The 17,772-nt window shown below is 35.2% G+C and carries 14 protein-coding genes; 5 read left to right on the top strand and 9 right to left on the bottom strand.

What is annotated here, in order from left to right:
* Positions 1-192 precede the first annotated feature (192 nt).
* Together CLV62_RS09155 and CLV62_RS09150 are read right to left on the bottom strand one after the other, a co-directional pair.
* The gene (locus CLV62_RS09155; RefSeq protein WP_317048078.1) at positions 193-486 is read right to left on the bottom strand and encodes a glycosyl hydrolase 53 family protein; all 294 of its coding nucleotides are present in this window, start codon (positions 484-486) and stop codon (positions 193-195) included.
* A gap of 83 nt (positions 487-569) precedes the next feature.
* The gene (locus CLV62_RS09150) at positions 570-2,297 is read right to left on the bottom strand and encodes a hypothetical protein (protein ID WP_110310478.1); all 1,728 of its coding nucleotides are present in this window, start codon (positions 2,295-2,297) and stop codon (positions 570-572) included.
* A gap of 365 nt (positions 2,298-2,662) precedes the next feature.
* Here CLV62_RS09150 and CLV62_RS09145 point away from each other — a divergent pair, with 365 nt between their 5' ends.
* From CLV62_RS09145 to CLV62_RS09125, 5 genes are all read left to right on the top strand, one after another.
* Positions 2,663-2,845 (top strand): carboxypeptidase-like regulatory domain-containing protein, encoded by a 183-nt coding sequence (locus CLV62_RS09145; protein WP_110310477.1) that lies wholly within the window; start codon positions 2,663-2,665, stop codon positions 2,843-2,845.
* 399 nt (positions 2,846-3,244) lie between these two features.
* The gene (locus tag CLV62_RS09140) at positions 3,245-3,877 is read left to right on the top strand and encodes a murein L,D-transpeptidase catalytic domain-containing protein (RefSeq protein ID WP_110310476.1); all 633 of its coding nucleotides are present in this window, start codon (positions 3,245-3,247) and stop codon (positions 3,875-3,877) included.
* A 177-nt stretch (positions 3,878-4,054) separates the two neighbouring features.
* Complete coding sequence (locus tag CLV62_RS09135) at positions 4,055-4,438, top strand: LytTR family transcriptional regulator DNA-binding domain-containing protein (RefSeq protein ID WP_110310475.1); 384 nt, start codon at positions 4,055-4,057, stop codon at positions 4,436-4,438.
* The gene (locus CLV62_RS09130; protein ID WP_110310474.1) at positions 4,435-5,295 is read left to right on the top strand and encodes a phosphodiester glycosidase family protein; all 861 of its coding nucleotides are present in this window, start codon (positions 4,435-4,437) and stop codon (positions 5,293-5,295) included. Before CLV62_RS09135 ends, CLV62_RS09130 begins: the two co-directional genes overlap by 4 nt.
* A gap of 136 nt (positions 5,296-5,431) precedes the next feature.
* A complete protein-coding gene (locus CLV62_RS09125) occupies positions 5,432-6,250 on the top strand; it encodes a polysaccharide deacetylase family protein (protein WP_110310473.1) in 819 nt (272 codons plus the stop codon).
* Positions 6,251-6,335: 85 nt separating this feature from the next.
* Here the strand turns inward: CLV62_RS09125 and CLV62_RS09120 are convergent, their stop codons facing one another.
* From CLV62_RS09120 to CLV62_RS09090, 7 genes are all read right to left on the bottom strand, one after another.
* Positions 6,336-7,358, bottom strand: a complete 1,023-nt coding sequence (locus tag CLV62_RS09120) for a zinc-binding alcohol dehydrogenase family protein (protein ID WP_110310472.1) — start codon at positions 7,356-7,358, stop codon at positions 6,336-6,338.
* A 43-nt stretch (positions 7,359-7,401) separates the two neighbouring features.
* Positions 7,402-8,649 carry an L-fucose:H+ symporter permease gene (fucP, locus tag CLV62_RS09115; RefSeq protein WP_110310471.1) on the bottom strand — a complete coding sequence of 416 codons (1,248 nt, stop codon included), beginning with the start codon at positions 8,647-8,649 and terminating at the stop codon, positions 7,402-7,404.
* On the bottom strand, positions 8,646-9,569 hold the full coding sequence (locus tag CLV62_RS09110) for an amidohydrolase family protein (RefSeq protein ID WP_110310470.1): 924 nt from the start codon (positions 9,567-9,569) through the stop codon (positions 8,646-8,648). The genes fucP and CLV62_RS09110 overlap by 4 nt, the downstream gene beginning before the upstream one ends.
* 105 nt (positions 9,570-9,674) lie before the next feature.
* On the bottom strand, positions 9,675-10,607 hold the full coding sequence (locus tag CLV62_RS09105) for an aldo/keto reductase (RefSeq protein WP_110310469.1): 933 nt from the start codon (positions 10,605-10,607) through the stop codon (positions 9,675-9,677).
* Between the two features lie 81 nt (positions 10,608-10,688).
* Complete coding sequence (locus CLV62_RS09100) at positions 10,689-13,406, bottom strand: glycoside hydrolase family 78 protein (protein WP_110310468.1); 2,718 nt, start codon at positions 13,404-13,406, stop codon at positions 10,689-10,691.
* 63 nt (positions 13,407-13,469) lie between these two features.
* Positions 13,470-16,787: an MGH1-like glycoside hydrolase domain-containing protein gene (locus CLV62_RS09095; protein WP_110310484.1), complete on the bottom strand. Its 3,318-nt coding sequence runs from the start codon at positions 16,785-16,787 to the stop codon at positions 13,470-13,472.
* A 35-nt stretch (positions 16,788-16,822) separates the two neighbouring features.
* A complete protein-coding gene (locus CLV62_RS09090; RefSeq protein ID WP_110310483.1) occupies positions 16,823-17,767 on the bottom strand; it encodes a glycoside hydrolase family 43 protein in 945 nt (314 codons plus the stop codon).
* Positions 17,768-17,772: the final 5 nt, after the last annotated feature.

The following is a 17,772-nucleotide window of genomic DNA, read 5'->3' as shown; positions in this document are numbered from 1 at the left end:
CTAAGATACGTAAAATCAAGGTCTTTTCAAAATGAAAAATCACTTATTATCAATAAATTACCTGATTTATTGCTCTTTTTTTGTCATGTACTGAGCAAAAGTGACACTTTTTTCAATGTCTTATTTTCCTTATTCATTCTTGTTACTTTACATCTATTTATAGATAAATGATCAACTGCTGATTCGCACCAATTATTCTTGTCCGTTTTGAAGGTGGACAATCACTTTTGCATTTGGAAATGTCGCTTTCACGGCATCATATCCTTTCATGTTTTCGGAAGCTTTACCGTCTTCCCATAACATACCATTGCCTGTTTCATTTCCTACTTGTACCCATTCAGGAGTTATTCCATTCGATTTTACGGTACTCAGAACTTCGGTTGTATGAGCGGCCACTGCCTTTTTCAGATTGTCAAAACTTAAGTCAGTCCAAGCAGAAGGTTTTGTTTGTTTCGAAGGGTTTGCCCATGTGTAAAGTGCCCCCAAAAAGATTAGGTAGAAAATTTTTGGGTGCACTTCAGTTTCCAATAAAAAAACAGCCTCTAGGCAATTTAATTATTATGAAATTTTCATTTTTTAAAATAAGCCATTAAATCTTTTGCTGTCCATAAATATGGACGGTATGATAAATTAGAAGCAAACTCATAGTCAGGATCGTATGTTCTAGTTGAATAGAAAGTTTTTGATACCCCATTAACAAGAATAGTATATTCAATAGAGACTTTAATATCTTCTGTATTCATAACATTCTTGGTACTAGCTAAATTGTAAGCAGGTTCATTTTGATTGCCATATGCAGAATTAGGTAATACATCAAAAACAGCATTATTCGAATAAGACATATACGGCATTCCCCCTCGATTATGAAAACGAATAAGAGAAGAGTCGTTCTGATAAATTATAAAGTTTAAATAATCTCCAGATTGATTATCAGCATAAAAGTTTACATACTTAGAAAGTTCTATTTTACTTTTGTTTTCGGCTTGTAACTCTTTCTTTGAATTACTTGTCGAATTATATATTTCATTTTTCATATGCCCATTTGAATAAATAAAAGAATATTTATAATTAGTCATATATGGGCTTAATGAAGGATTTATCACAGGGATACTTCTATTGTATACAATAAATTTAGTAAAGTCATATTTATAGAGATATGAATTATTGTAAAACATAGATATATCTTTTAAAACGGCATATTTATTTACTTCTACAACTGGTGCATTAGGTAAATTCCAGATACCAAGTTTTCTTTCATTATCTATAGAAATCTTTAGTGATGGAATTGAGGTTGTGCTAGGATTTTCCGTTCGACCCGTAAGTGATATTTCACCTGAAGTTTTAAATTGAAGAGTATAATTATTTGTAGTTGCTGTGGATACACTACTCCCCATAAAAGAGCCGAAAATTAAACTGATCCCCGAACTTACATAGCTTTTCATATCATTATTTACAATACTTGTAATTGTATTTTGAAGCACATTTTTTATAGGTTTCTTACTTCCACCAATGCTTATATTACTTAATATCCAATTTTTTGCACTATCGGCTACTGCTGTTATAGTACTCTTATTAAATGTGTCTAATGCCGTTGGTATTGATGATGATGATGATGGAGAACTTATGATAGTTCCAGAAGAAGTGGAGTTATAGTCTCCTTTTAGAACTATAGATCCTATATTTTGTTGAAACGCTGTAATTCCAAGAGTTAGATTCGGTTGTAAGGGATCAAATGTCAACTCAACTTGAAAGCAATTCCATCCTTCTGTAAATCCTTTTACTGGATTATCTGTGATGTTCATAATATTTACTCCTGAGATTTCCTTATTAAGAGAGACTGGGTACGTAAAAAAGCCATCCTGATTATATAGAAGCTTTTGAGAACCACTATCAAAATAAATTCTCCAATATGCGTTATTTCCAACAGATGCGGTTTCTAGATAATAGAATCCTTTCAGAAATCCAGTAAACTGATTATAAAAAATAAGATAATTCAACTTTGGTTGCTTTTCACTTATTGTATTTCGCAAAAGAATCCATCCATCTTCGGCCTTTATATCAAATCGAATCTTGTCTGGAATGGTAGTTGCAGAAGTCATTCTGTTCCATGGCACATTTACAGGATTGTCAATATTTACTAATTTAACCGAAGCCCAATTCTCCCACTCTCCTTGCGGTATTATTAAACTCGACCTCAGACTGTTGATTATAACGTCCTCTTTAATAGGTTCAACAATATTTTCGTCAGTACAGCTAAATGCTAAAAAAGTTACAAGTATTAGACAGATTCTTTTCATGTTGTTTTAATTTTAGTTAAGATGACATAATTATATTAAATTTTATTGATAACAGCTATACTTTTCATTATCATACATTTATAAATTATAGATAATTAACTTATTGAGCTCCTTTTCCGTTTATTAATTGCTCAGGCGAATTCATAAATCATGGATTAAAACACTGGTAACTGTACCTGTCAGGTCTTTTTTCAATTGCGAACCATAACCTATAACTACAAGTTCAGAAATCATCTGCGACTTTGGTTGTAATTGAACGTTTAAAGTATTGTTGTTTGTTATAATTATACTTTGGATATCGTATCCAAGGTAAGAGAATACAAGTTCATCCTTTCCCTGAGGAATTATTACTTATAGTGCCATTGATGATAAATGCAACACCTCGCCCTATAGAACAAAATAGTTTGCAGGCGAACAGAACTGTCACAGGAACAGTGATCGAAGAAAACAAAGAACCCATGATTGGTGTCATAATCAAAGTTTCAGATACCACATTGGGAACAGTTACAGATATAGACGGGAAATATTCTATAATCATTCTATTATGAGGTGAAAATGGATAAGCTTTTTTAAACTAATACATCTCTTCATGGTTAAATTTTTTATTTAAGGTAGTTATTCAAATGAAGGTCTCAGACCTATTTAATGTTTTGTAAGTATAGCAAAGAGTCAGTCGGTACTTTTTGAGAACTTAAAGGTTATTGGTTTCACTAAATCATTTTTTATTCGATCCATACGCTTCCTAATTCGATGTTTGAATTTTCATTTATATCGTCTGTTGTTGCTATTTGAAACTGAATGAAAGCCTTCCTTTTAATTTGTATTTGATAAACACATTCCGGGAAAATGTACAGACTCCTCTTTTATATAAAAAATTCTTTATTGCTATTTTGTAAAATGAATAAGAATTATGTACTTTACACAAAGTACACTAATCTAACATATATATGCATTATTCATTTATCACATATGTCAAAACAGCTATTGTTTTGGTATTTTTCTCTGCTTGCAATAATATTTCAGGTCAACCACTCGATACACAGGATACAGAGGCTCAAAAACGTTTGGAGCAAAAAGCAAATGAGGCTATAGCCTTTTGCGAAAAGAACAATTACAATACAGACTTTTGTGTCTTAATTGATCTGAAAATTCACTCGGGAAGAAATCGTATGTTTGTCTGGAATTTCAAAACAAACAGTATCGACCGAAAAGCTTTATGTGCACATGGTTGTGGTAAAGGCGAAAACCTAAGTACAGGAGCAAAACCAGTATTCAGTAACACCGAAGGCAGTTTATGTTCTTCACTGGGAAAATATAAGCTGGGAATACGTTCATACAGCCAATGGGGAATTAATGTGCATTACAAAATGCATGGACTCGAAAAGACTAATAACAATGCATACAAACGTATTATCGTATTTCATTCTCATACACCTTTGCCCGATAAAGAGATATATCCGCAGCATTTACCTATGGGATGGAGCTTCGGATGCCCTGTCACAAGTGATAAAATGATGACGTATATGGATAAAAAACTACAAAACAGTAAAAAGCCTACTTTGATGTGGATTTATTACTGATTTACAATTTTATAAGAAAAAAACACTTGTTACTGACCTATTAAGAAGCCCTCAAATACATTTCATCATCAGATTCGATAGTTTCATACATCCAACTGCCCATTTTATAAAATGGAAATAAATAGATAATACTAAATGCCGCGAAAGGCATATATTTGTATTATAAAAAAGTGAATAATGTCAAAGTTTTTAGTATTAACCAATAGCAATGAGGTAATTCGGGTTTCTCCCGAACGAATTGTATGCATATTGTCGGATGGTAATTATTCGACAATGACACTCGTCAATAAGGATGAACATGTGTTTACATTCAATTTGGCTTCATTCGAAAAAATAATAGAACAACAATTGGGTACTGATGCACAAACATTTATTCGTTTAGGAAAAAGTTTAATAATTAATGGTAAGTATATTTACTACGTTAATGTATCAAAGCAACAAATTGTACTTTCGGACAGCAGTTTCTCCAATAAATTTACCCTCTCGGCTTCTAAAGAAGCATTGAAAGCGCTGAAAACAGTCTTAGAAGATAGTATAAAAAGCAGGAGGATTGGAATATGAGCACAAAGAATAATAAAGACAACGAAGTATATATTCTTGGATCAGAAGTTCAGGAAAGAAAAAAAATTGCAGCAAAAGGAAAATGGCTTATCTTTTCTATTTGTTTTATAATAATTCTTATAGCCATATATGTAATTTTCTTTACTAAAGAACAAACTCCGGAATATTACTTTGAACCGGAGAATACCTCGCAAGAAAGTATATTAATGCCGATAGACAGCACCGATAATTCAGATAAGGCAGGATATCTCGAAATATTAAGCGACACCATAAATGATGTACCCCTGTCGGTTTATATTCCCCATAAAGCTACGATGTCACTAGTATTGGGAATGCCTGATAAATCCGATTCGACTATAATTTTTGCGGCAATGGCTGCAGATATACGTAAAGATAACCAAGAAATTGTAGGAGATTTTGTCCTTTCGGGCAAACAGTTATCTCGAGGTGTAGCAAAAAAAGGATTTTGTGCCATTGATAATAAAACAATTACTATTGGCATAGGTGAATCGACTCCTTTACTGGAACAGGTTATTAACAATAATGGTTCTTTTTTCAGACAATATCCTCTCGTACATAATGGCGAATTGGTTGAAAATAAACCGAAAAATAAATCTGTTCGCCGTGCCCTTGCTGTTCGAAATGAACAGGTTCTAATGATAGAAAGTAAAAATACCGAATCTTTCCACGACTTCTCGCAAGCTTTAATTGATATAGGTGTATCAAATGCCATATATCTGGTTGGAGGCAATGCCTATGGATGGTATTACGACAAAGAACACATTCTTCACGAATTTGGTGAAGAACTATCCGATCTTCCTCAAAACATATCCTATATTATCTGGCGAATAGAATAAAATAACCGCCTTAGATATTTATTAATTAATTGAAATTGGAGCTTACTGCTCCGATCATGGAATTCTATGCCTTCTTGGCAAGCAGAACTAATAACTAACAACACTTTTATATACAACAATGTAACCTGAAAAAATCATGAAAAGAGTAAACTCCCTATTCTTCATTACCATCTTATTAATTATGAATATAAGTTGTTCGTATAACGAAAACACACTGAATTCTGAAAGTCCGACTATTCCAATAACCGATTCGATAGCACACCCCGAAATTGTAATAGAAAAGAAAGACTCGTTAAGTCCGCTAAAATATATTTATCTTACAATTGATGATGCACCTCTCAATGGAAGTAAATATATTGACAGTGTTATATTAAATCAAAAAATAAAAACAAGCCTTTTTGTTGTGGGTAATGCAATAGATGGCAGTAGTAGATTTCGGAAATATTATAGCATGTTTCAAGAAAACCCTTATGTGGAAATTTATAACCATAGTTATTCGCATGCCAATAATAAATACACTGATTATTACAAGAATCCGGAATTAGTTCTAAATGATTTCGAGAAAAACCAAAACGAATTTAATATCTTGCATAAAATAGCCAGACTACCCGGACGTAACTTATGGCAAACAGGTGAAAAGACAAAAAATTACAAGCAGACAGGCTCTACATCTGCCGGATTATTAGCTGAAAACGGTTATAAAATATACGGATGGGATGTTGAATGGACATACAATGCAAAAGATTACAGTCCGCTAAAAAGTATTGATGAATTGATAACAGAGATTGAGAATTCTTATCATTCCTCTAAAACATTTACACCAAAACATGTTGTGTTATTGATGCATGACCAGATGTTTGCAAAAGTAAATGAAAAGAATAATTTGGGAGAATTAATTACTAAGCTAAAAGAACATGATTTCATCTTCGAATATCTTAGTTCATATCCCGAATAATTAATTTATCACACACTTTTTTACAATAATATTGCAAAATTGAAAAAGCCATAGATTTTAGATTTCCAATCTATGGCTCTCAACCTTAAAATTGAATTAACAACCGAAACACTTTGCCCGGATCTTCCTGCCATTTGATTAAAGCTTGTTGAGCTTCATCGGGCTTGTAGATGCCGCTAATCAGTTCATCGATAGGGCACGTTCCCCTCTTTAAATATTTCATTACACTCCTGAAATCTTCAGGCATAGCATTACGTGAACCTCTTATATCTAACTCTTTTTGAACAAAATACTTAGTTTCGAATGCTATTTCGCTTTTTGCATAACCAATGCACACTACCTTACCTGTAAAAGCAACTTCATTTATAGCCATCTGATACGTTATAGGTGAACCCACAGCTTCAATAATAACGTCAGCTCCACAAGCATTAGTAAGACCTTTTAAAACTTCTGTAACATTTTCTGTTTTAGAATTAATTGTATGATGTGCCCCAAGGCGTTTAGCCAATGCCAGTTTTTCATCATCCATATCTACGGCAATAACCGTAGCCCCTCGGATTACAGAACGAACAATAGCTCCTATACCAATCATGCCGCAGCCTATAACCATAACAATATCAAGGTCGGAAATGTCACCTCGGGATACCGCATGGAAACCTACACTCATAGGCTCAACCAATGTAAAATCTTTGGGAGAGAGTTGCGAATCAGCATCAATAATAACTTTACTCCATGGTACGGCAATATATTCAGCCATTGCCCCATTACGTTGAACCCCGAACGTTTCATTAAACTGGCAGGCATTAGGACGACCATTCCGGCAAGAAGGACAATTACTACAATTGGTATACGGATTTACCGTACACGGCAATCCAACTTTAATAGTTGAAGGAACTTTACTCCCTACAGACTCTATAACGGCTCCTATTTCATGACCGGGAATGACGGGCAGTTTAACCATTGGATTCTTTCCCAAATATGTATTTAGGTCTGATCCGCAGAATCCCACATAATGCAGCTTTACTAAAACTTCATCTTCCTGAAGTATTGGTGTTTCCAGTTCAACCATCTTAATTTCTCCGGGTTGAACAATTTGTATTGCTTTCATTGTTTTATTTCGTTATTATTTTTATTAAAGTTTTCGTTTACGTTCAATCTACCACTTTATAACCTTTCCATCCATAATAAGCACAGAACAAGAAACATATAAGAGGAATAATATAAGCAATCTGATAAATATGCTCATTAAGGTGCATTAAATAAGCTGTTACTTGCGGCAAACAGGCATTCCCCACAATTGCCATAACTAAGAAAGCCGATCCGCTTTTAGTATTTGATCCTAAATCTTTTAAGGCAAGCGAAAATTGCGTTGGGTACATTATCGACATAAAGAACGATACTCCCAACATAGCATAGAGTCCTATCGTTCCACCGAATACAGCTATCACAATACATAGCAGTACATTTATAATAGCATATAGAAGTAACATATTCTGAGGCTTGAATTTGCCCATAAATAATGTACCTATCCATCTGCCTAAAAGGAAAGCCAGCATATAAAGCCCGAAGAAAGTAGTTGCCACATGTTCTTCCATATTAACATATACACAGCAATATACCAGAAATAAACTATTGATAGCTGTCTGTCCTCCATTGTAAAAGAATTGTGCGATTACCCCCCATCTTAAATGAGAACGTTTCAGAACTTTAAAGTCGATTAATTTCCCTGAATCTTCTTCGGTTTCTTCCTCTTTTATTTTAGGAAACTTGAAAAAGATAAACAGAACTGCTATCATAACCAAAACAAAAGCCAATAGCAGATAAATCCATTTCATAGAATCGGTTTCGAACTGAATATATGCTTCCCATCCTCCTGCATAATCGGTTGGCAGTGTATCCCGTGTATAAGTATGTCCGCTCAAAACAAGCTTACTTAAAAACATGGCAGCAATAAAAGCCCCCAATCCGTTAAACGATTGAGCCAGATTGAGCCTTCGTGCCGATGTGTTAGGGTCACCCAAGGCTGTTACATAAGGGTTGGCGGCGGTTTCCAAAAAGCACATACCTGTTGCTATAATGAAAAATATGCCGAGATATACCCAATACTCTTTTATATCTGCTGCCAAAAGAAATAAAAATCCTCCGAAAGCGGCTATAAGAAGCCCCAAAACAATTCCCGATTTATAACTGTATTTTTTCATGAACATAGCTATCGGTATGGGAAATATAAAGTAAGCAAGCCAATAAGCAGTTTCGGTAAATGATGCCTCGAATGTGTTAAGTTCGCAGGTCTTCATCAATTGCCGAATCATGGTTGGCAACAGGTTACTACTGATTGCCCATATAAAAAACAGGCTGAAAATTAATATTAATGATCCTCTGTATGTGTTGTTTTTCATTCGGACATATTTTTAATATAAGGTAATTCTACTAAATCTTTTAAGTTATAAAATCGAGCAGCATTTTCTCCCAGAAATAAACGTTTTTCATTTTCAGAAAGTAAATCAGACTTCAATATAAAATCGTAAGACATACGATAAGTTATAGCTGTAATCGTACGGGGATAATCTGATCCCCACATCAATTTTTCCATTCCTACAAGCGAAGCAGCTTCTTTAATAGCTAATACAGCTCCTTTAAAGGGATAAAATTCATCATTAAACAACCAGGTTATTCCTCCCGATTCGATCATTACATTTTTATATCTGGCTAACTTAATCTGTTTTTGCCAGTTAGGTCGGTTTACCATCCCAAAGTGCCCTATTGCGATACGCAAATCTGGATATTCTGAAATTACTTCTCCCATTTCTGCAATTTGAGTGTCACCTTCTGCCAGATCAATAGACAGCAGAATATCTTTTTCCTCCATCAACTTAAATATTTTCATCATCTCAGATGATGTCAGGAATGTTTGTTTATGTGGTTCTATTAATCTTTCAGCAGGAATCTTAATAGCCTTAAATCCCTGTTCTATTAACTGCTTGGCATGTTCAAAATAATCAGGCTGACGAGCATCGACCATACCACAACATAAAAAACGATTGGGATATTTCTGTTGAACTTCCCACAAATAATCATTCTGCAAGCCGTCTATATATTCTTGCGTAATAACTGCCGACGATACTTGTGCATAATCCATATTCGATAAAAATATTTCGGCAGTATTACATCCGTCAATCATAAATGGAGGAAGCATTTGACGAACTTCTCCCATAAAAAGTGAACGTCCGTTATCTAATGTTTGTATTTTAAGTCCATTTACCTCGGCATCTTGTTTCAGCCAAAGATGTGCATGTGCATCAATAATTTTAATTTTCATACATCTTAGATTTAATAGTTTCTTAATTAAAATTTGTGTTCAATTTAAGGAATATAACTGTCAGTAGTGTTATGTTTACCAAAAATAATAGAAACATCTGAGACCTTAGCTATTCAACCAAGTATCCCGAAGCCTTGATCTCAGAATATCCTGTACCTCTGTCAACAATTGAATATCTAAAGGTTCTTCAGCCCATTGCAGATTCTGAAGAACTGCTTCTGAACGGGTAGTACTAAACAAAGTGGTCGAAATACGAGGATTACTTATTGAATATTTCACAGCCAATTGTTCGATACTTTTCCCTTTACTTTTACAATGTTGTGCCGCCTTTTTACAAAGCTCTATTAATGGTTTCGGTGCCGGATGCCAATCGGGAACACCTCTTTCAGTTAATAATCCCATAGAGAAGGGAGAAGCATTGATAACCCCCACCCCATTAGCTTCAAAATAATCAAGATAGTCACTCAGAGCATCGTCATTCAGACAGTAATGGCAGAATGAAAGAACACTGTCAACTGTTCCTTTAGGAACATGATCAATCACATATTTAAAATGCTTTAATGTCAGATTAGTAATCCCAACATGTCCAACAACACCTTCCTTCTTCAATTCGACTAAAGCAGGTAATGTTTCATGACAAACCTGATCTAAATCTGCAAACTCAATATCGTGTATATTAATCAAGTCAATGTAGTTGGCATTCAAACGCTCCATACTTTTGTATACACTCTCCTTTGCTTTTTTAGCTGAATAGTCCCAAAGGTTGATACCATTCTCCCCATATCGACCGACTTTTGTTGACAAATAATACTTACTCCTATCTATTTCTTTTAAAGCTTTTCCTAATAGAATCTCCGACTTTAAATGTCCGTAGTAGGGTGATACATCAATAAAGTTTATACCATTTTCGACTACTGTATGTACTGTTTTTATACCTTCGGCCTCCTTCAACGAATGGAAAACTCCACCCAATGAAGAAGCTCCAAAACTCAGAGTAGACACCCTCATGTCTGTATTTCCAATTCTTCTGTATTCCATTTCAATTCTTCTAAAATATTATAAGGTCTCAGACCTTTTATTTTTTTATCTGGTTATATTTTCAAAGCACTATGTCAATCTTTACTTTTTATTTAATTTACACTCTAGTAAATGTTCTCCTGAGTCAACTATTCTTTTTGTATTCTTACCATCGGGTAATATAATAGTAGCACGAGTATTAACGGGTACATCAACTGATAGGTAGAATGTATCATCCTCCACTTTCCAATTCACTGCTATCTTTCCATATAATGTTTCGTGATTAGCTTTTACCCAGGTTAAATCACCCACAGGTTGTGGTTGTATTGTGAACTCTTTGAATCCGGGTGTTGATGGAACGATTCCTGCTAAACTATGAAAAAACCACTCATCTATTTGTCCCATCATAAAGTGATTCCATGATGCACCTTTACGTGGATCCCATTGTTCTGTTAAAGTTGTTACACCAAATTGTATTTGAAAGCCATAGCCTGGAGCATCGGTATGGTTATTCATTAAATACATTAGTTCGCTTTCACCATTAAGAGCCAAAGCCTGAAATAAATACCTGTTGCCTACATCACCTGTTGTCAATCGATTACCTCTTTGCTGAATATCAGCTTTCAGATTTTGAAGTACAGCAACTTTATTTTGTGGCTCCACTATACCCATAAATAAAGCTACGGCATTACAAAACTGGCTACCAGAGCCATATTGCATCGTGTTTTTATCTAAGAACTTCTCATTGAACGCTTTTCTTATATCCTGAGCTAAAACTGTATATTTTTTATCATCATTAGACTTATTAAACATCTTTGCAGCTTTTGCAAACAAATGTGTGACATAGTAATAATGAGCTGTAGCCGACACTTCAACAGGGCTATTCATAGAGAATCCTGCACGATGTTCTCCATAATCGTACCAATCACCCAATCCATGAGAAACTATGTGATTTGTTGATCTTGAAGTTAAGTAATCTACATATTGCTTCATCACATTGTAGTATTCCCCAATCAAGGCATTATCTCCATAAAACTGATAATACATCCATGGTACAATAACTGCAGCACCTCCCCATTCGGGAGAATCTCTGAATACTTCGAGTCCTTTGCCAAACTCTACATATTCGGGAACTATATTGGGTACAAGTCCATCTGCTTGTTGTCCGTCTGCTATATCCTGCATTACTTTGGGAAAGAACTGAGTCAAGTCCCAATTGTAAAGAAGTCCCGGGCCATTTAAGTGCGTTTCTTCTAGCCATCCTAATTTTTCGCGGTGAGGACAATCTGTAAATACCGACTGCATATTACTTCTCACAGCATTTTTAATCAACTGATGCGCTTTATTAAAAATCTCGTTCGAAGATTCAAAATGCCCGTTCTCATTAGTTGAATTATATATGAAGTGTGATTTTATATCTACAATCAATGGCTTATCCGAACCATCTGACGATAATACATTAGCCCCGTCAATCTGAAGATATTGAAAACCATAGTAAGTAAACTCAGGGTGCCACTCCTCCACTCCATCACCTTTTAATGTATAGGAATATGTATGTGGTCCTCCCGATTGCTTTTGAGAAACTTTCCCTGTTTCTTCGTTCAACAACTCTCCTAGGGTAATTTTAACTGTCTGTCCTTTTTTGCCTGTAACTTTTATTTCGGGGTAACCCGAAAGGTTTTGTCCCATATTCAAAACATAGCTGGTATCTATTTTAGACATCGATACTGCTCCATATTCTCTCATGCTACGAACACTTGTAATCTGTTGGGCACGAAGAATTCCTTCTGGAGCTTTTTGGATAACAACCGATTTCCATAACTTATCATTGAAGTTTGGTTTATCCCATCCTTTTTGTTCTAAGCGGGCATCGTAGTCTTCGCCCCCAAAAATATCATTGAATGTGATAGGACTAAGTGCGTATTTCCACGACTCATCAGAAGTAATTATTTCACTTGTGCCATCCGTATAATACACATGCATTTCAAGAAATAAAGTTGGAGGTCCGAAAGAAACCCACAATTTCCGATAACGATTACCTACCGTATTGTAAAAGCCATTGCCTAATGTTATCCCGATAACGTTTTCTCCTTTATTTAGTAAAGTATCTATTTGATAAGTATTGTAGTAAACCGTCTTATCATAATCGCTCCATACAGGGGTAAAAATATCTTCACTTACTTTCTTGCCATTTAAAGAAAGGTTATAATGTCCCAAACCCGAAGCATGAACAATTGCTTTGTCCACAGTTTTGCTTGTATTGAAAGATTTTCTCAATATAATACTGCGTAATGCTAATGGATTTATTTTATCATATAGCTCTTTGTATTCGGCTTTCTTAAAGGATGGACTATGTAAATCGCGACGACCTATCGGTAAATTGGAATTTGCTTGAGTAATTGCTCCAATCCATTGTGTTTTTGTATTATTAAAATCGGGTGCAGTTTCAAAGAAAGTGTTTTTGCTCTCACTCATTTTACCTTTTGCATCCCACACTTTCACAGTCCATAAATAGCGTTTACCTTTTTCCAAAGGTTTACCTTTATAGGCTACTAATTGACTTTGATCGGATTTTACTTTTCCCGAATCCCAGATTTTCAATCCATTAGATGTAAGTGTTATCTGGTATGCCGATTGTTTATCCCCTTGTATATTAGAAGCCAGCTTCCAACCAAAACGAGGATTAGCTTTATCCATAGCTAATGGTGTCTTTTGCATTTCACAAGTCAGGTCCTTAATATCTATCGGATAGGCATTAAAAGCAAAAAGTGTACACAATATAAATAACAGAGAATATTTAATGTTGTATTTTAGAATCATAGTTATCAGTTATTTTTAGACTTGCCATAGCAATAAAAAGGTCTTATAGAATCCTTCGTATCATTACATCTTATAAGTTAATCGTTCCAATTTATCAGATTTAGCTACAATTTTTCCGTCTAGCATAATATAGAATCCTTTTCCTCTCTTATACTTACCTCCTGTTTTATCCCAAACGATAGTAACCGTTTTTCCATGATAAGGAACGTTATCCAAACAGAACCAATCCCATTTATTTTGAGGTATCAGAGGATTAACGTCTAAAGTATTATCGGGACGAGGTTTTAAGCCTATCAATCCAGAGATAATCAAGTCGTTGAATGTAGAGTGATTGTAATAACGGCTGCGTTCGTGATCGCCTTTGAGCCAGTAGCCTGTTACTTCATCCTGATATTCTCCGATATAAGGTCTTCCTCTGTGATACTGACTTTCTACATATAGTTCCATATGACGAAAATAAACACTGTCGTTTACTACATCTTGTTTGTAATTATTCAACAGATTAGCCATTGCTGTTAAAGTCTGAGACGAGGCAAAAGGCCAGATAGCTCCATCCCACTCACATTTGCAGCATCCATGAGAACGAAATTCGGGATGACGGCGTTCTGCTGTTGTAAGTCCGTAAGGAGCACAAAAACCATCTTCGTTTTTCACTTGAGACCATGCTTTTGCAAAATCAGTCTTATTGTCGGGAAGATTAAAATACCAAGGTATATAACCGATTGCTTCGCGTACCAAAGCAAATTTTCCGGGCTCTCTTAATGTTTCAAAGAATATACTATCTGAGTTCCATAGTTGATTTTGAACTAAATTCTTAATCTCAATAGCTTTATTCTCATATTTCTGAGCTGTAGCATTGTCTCCTTTCAATTTGGCAACTTCCGATAGAGCTTTTGCATTACCAAACATATAAGAATTGATAGTTGGGCGGGCATATTTCTTACGACGTCCACCACTAATGGTTTCTTCCATTCCGTCTTGTACATCTCCTTGCCAATATAATCCGCTTGGTAAGCGATGATCTCCCTCCCATGCTGCATATTCGCTCTCCAGATCGGGAAACATATCTAACAGATAGTTTTTATCTCCATCCACCAAATATTTATTATAAAGTGCATCGGATGTCCAACTACTGAAACTACGAAGCTTCGACATAGGTTTTCCCTCATTTCCTCTAAACCAAACATGTACGTATTGATTTAAATATTTAGGATCGCGTAACCATCGGCTTTCATAGATATGATGTCCTAAAGCACAAGAGATTAAATTATATTTATCAGCATACGAACGATTTACTAAAAACTCGGTCATTATATAACCTTCGGGAGTTTCTTTGATATGTTTTCTTAAAGACCACCATCTATAATAGAACATCTCCTCGAAGTTATTTTGAGGACATTCAAACAATGGTATATTGGCTTTCATCCACTCCCAAGACTGAGCATTAGGAATAGCTTGTGCTATATTTTCGTCTTCCATTGTATTAAAATAGTCTGAATAACGCTTATAATCATCCACATTTAGAATTGCAGCATGATTTGATGGATCAGATGTTTTTAGGTATGAAATATAATATTCGGCTCTCGGGTCTTCTGCTCCTGCATTGGGCAAATCGGTATCTCTGTCAGCCAAATCATTAGGAGTAGGATCGGTCGGTAAATCACCCGTTCTGAATACAATTCTTTGTATAGATTCTACGGGATTAAAAAATAATTTTGTAGAGATTTCCTTATCATTGATTTTCATTGTCAGGCTTCTCGTAGAAGTCGATAAAGAAACTTTGATATCATATACAATTCCTGCTTCATAGGGTATTAAGGTAGCATATCTTGCTCCGGTTTTTAATTTTATCAAACCGTCATTGTCAAAGATGATACGGGTACAAGCATCACCTTGAGCATTTTGAAATTCAACTTGTAGATTTCCATTCTTGTTTTGGGCAGGCAGAACCGAAAAAGAGGCTTCTAAATTCTTAGATTCGGGAATTACTCTTTCTACTTTTGCATAATCAAACGGATCCCAGTCTTTCAACGAAAGCCAACGTTTATTATCCGATCTTTTTTCTATTTTGACAGGAGCCCATAACGGGCTGTAAACATTCCATGTATCTAATTCTTTACCTTGTGATATCAAATCAAAGGTTTCATCGGCATGACTAATCGCTTTATCTGTCACGGGAACCGGAACTTTTGCCACCCATATATCCTCCTTATTCACACTATATGTTACCCACATATTACCATCGGGAGGTGTACCATTAGTTTCAAGAATACCTCTTGGATATTGAGGTCCTCGTGACTTATAGTTTCCACCGTAACGCATCGATGCTATATCTCCATGTACAGAATATAAATTAGTGTAATTCAATCCATCTTCACTTGTTGATACAGCCAATGGCCAACGAAACTCGGATGGGTTATAAACAGTAGCAAACTTTCCATCAGAGGTTCTTTGTCCCCATATTTTCGCGTTACTATTTACAAAGCCAACAGCACGGGCAACATTTCCCGGCCATGTTTTACCTCCATCTTTGCTTATCGTAGTTAGGGCATGCTTCCATAGAGCAACAACATCACCATTGTTTAAATGATAATAACTGAATGCTTTGTATTTTTTTTTCAATGGTATAAGAGCATCATTACCGTCCGATTCTTCAACCCATTGCATCATCATCAAAGGGTTAGCCATTAATTCGTCACACGCTGCAATAAATGCTTTATCCTTGCTCTTTTTATAAAAAGGATAAGCTGTGTTTTTCTCGTTCCACGTTGGATTGTAATGTATAAAATAAATAGGTCCGTAGCTTCCGTCAGCTTTTATTTCTCTTACAACACGCCCTATTCCTTTTCCATCATTCGGATCATCTTTTTTATCAAGACAAATACCGTAAAAGCCAATAATTAGTAAACGATTACTTTTTGATACATAAAAACCCATGCGTTGATGCATTATAGCGTATAAGTCTTTTGCAACACCATTATATCCGGCTTTGGTTGTACCATCGGGTACTTTATATCTAGGGAAAACAATTTCGGGTTTAGTCCAGCTGTAGCCGTCTTTTGATGTTTGTAACAATGTATGAGATGGAGGTATATGTTCACCAACAGAATCACTTAAATACTGCAGATAATATGTATTGTTCCAATATGCCAGAAAAGATTGATGATTGTAAGTCCAGCCGAAACCGTCTCCTTTTTCGGGATGCTCACGATTTGCACGCATCGTTTGAATATTGTGAGTACCTACCGCAGGGTTCAATCGTCCATTGTGATAGTTCACATTAGATAATGTTTTTCCCGTATAATAAACACCCTCTTGAGCCTTGGATAAGAAGATGCTGCTCAAACAAAGTAAGGATAGTATAATTGATTTCTTTTTCATAATAATCATTTAAAGTCACAGACCAAATTAAAAACTTATTTAGCTGCTTTTAGTTTAGTCAAAACACTTTCGGGAGCTTTAAATATAGTCCCATGTTTATGTCCGACAGGAATCGAAATTTTATCATTTATATCGGTAAATGTTTTGAAATCTTTTGTTGATACTGCATCATAAGACTTTTTATCGTAAGCATCAAAATAGATAAGCCATTCATTTCCTACTTTCACTACCGAAGGACCTTCTGTAAAATTACCTGTAAAGGGTGCAGATGGATTAATATATTCTCCTGTTGGAGTTGTTGCAAATGCTACTTTCATATTCCGTTCAGGGCGTGTATTGTCTTTGAAAACCAAAACATAATCTGCCGAATCTCGTTTAACAATCACAGCATCAATAGAGCTATATCCGGGATCATACAGCAATTCTGCTTTAGTGAAGTCTTTAAAGTCTTTTGTTTTTGTGTAATATAAGCGATGGTTATTATCTTCATCTTCTATTCCTTTTTCGAATTTGAATGGAACTGTTGAAGCCCATACAATAATAAAATCGTTTGCTTCGTCATCATAAAATAATTCGGGAGCCCAAACATTTACGGTGGTTGTGTCGAATGCCATGATCGGAATATACTGTTGTTCAGACCAATTAATCAAGTCTTTAGAAGAAGCATAACCAAATGCGGGATCACCTTTCCAACTGCAAGTCCACACTAAGTGAAATGTACTATCGGGTCCTTGAACTATACTAGGGTCACGCATTATTTTTTGCACCCCTACTTCGGGTTTTAGGTATATTCCCGGAATACTATCCCATTTATATCCATCATAACTATAAAGGAATCTAAGCCCTTCGTTAGCCGGTTCATGAAAAGAAGTAAATAGATAAACTTCTTTTTCTGGAGTGGTATTTTCTGCTTCTTTTTTACTTGTATTGCAGGACATAAGAAGAACTAGTCCTAATATATATAAGATTGATTTTTTCATAGTAT

Source organism: Indolivaga alginatilytica (assembly GCF_003201355.1).
Taxonomy (GTDB): Bacteria; Bacteroidota; Bacteroidia; order Bacteroidales; family Dysgonomonadaceae; genus Dysgonomonas_A; species Dysgonomonas_A alginatilytica.
The sequence above is the reverse complement of the archived record's forward strand: the minus strand, read 5'-3'. Positions and strand labels throughout refer to the sequence as shown.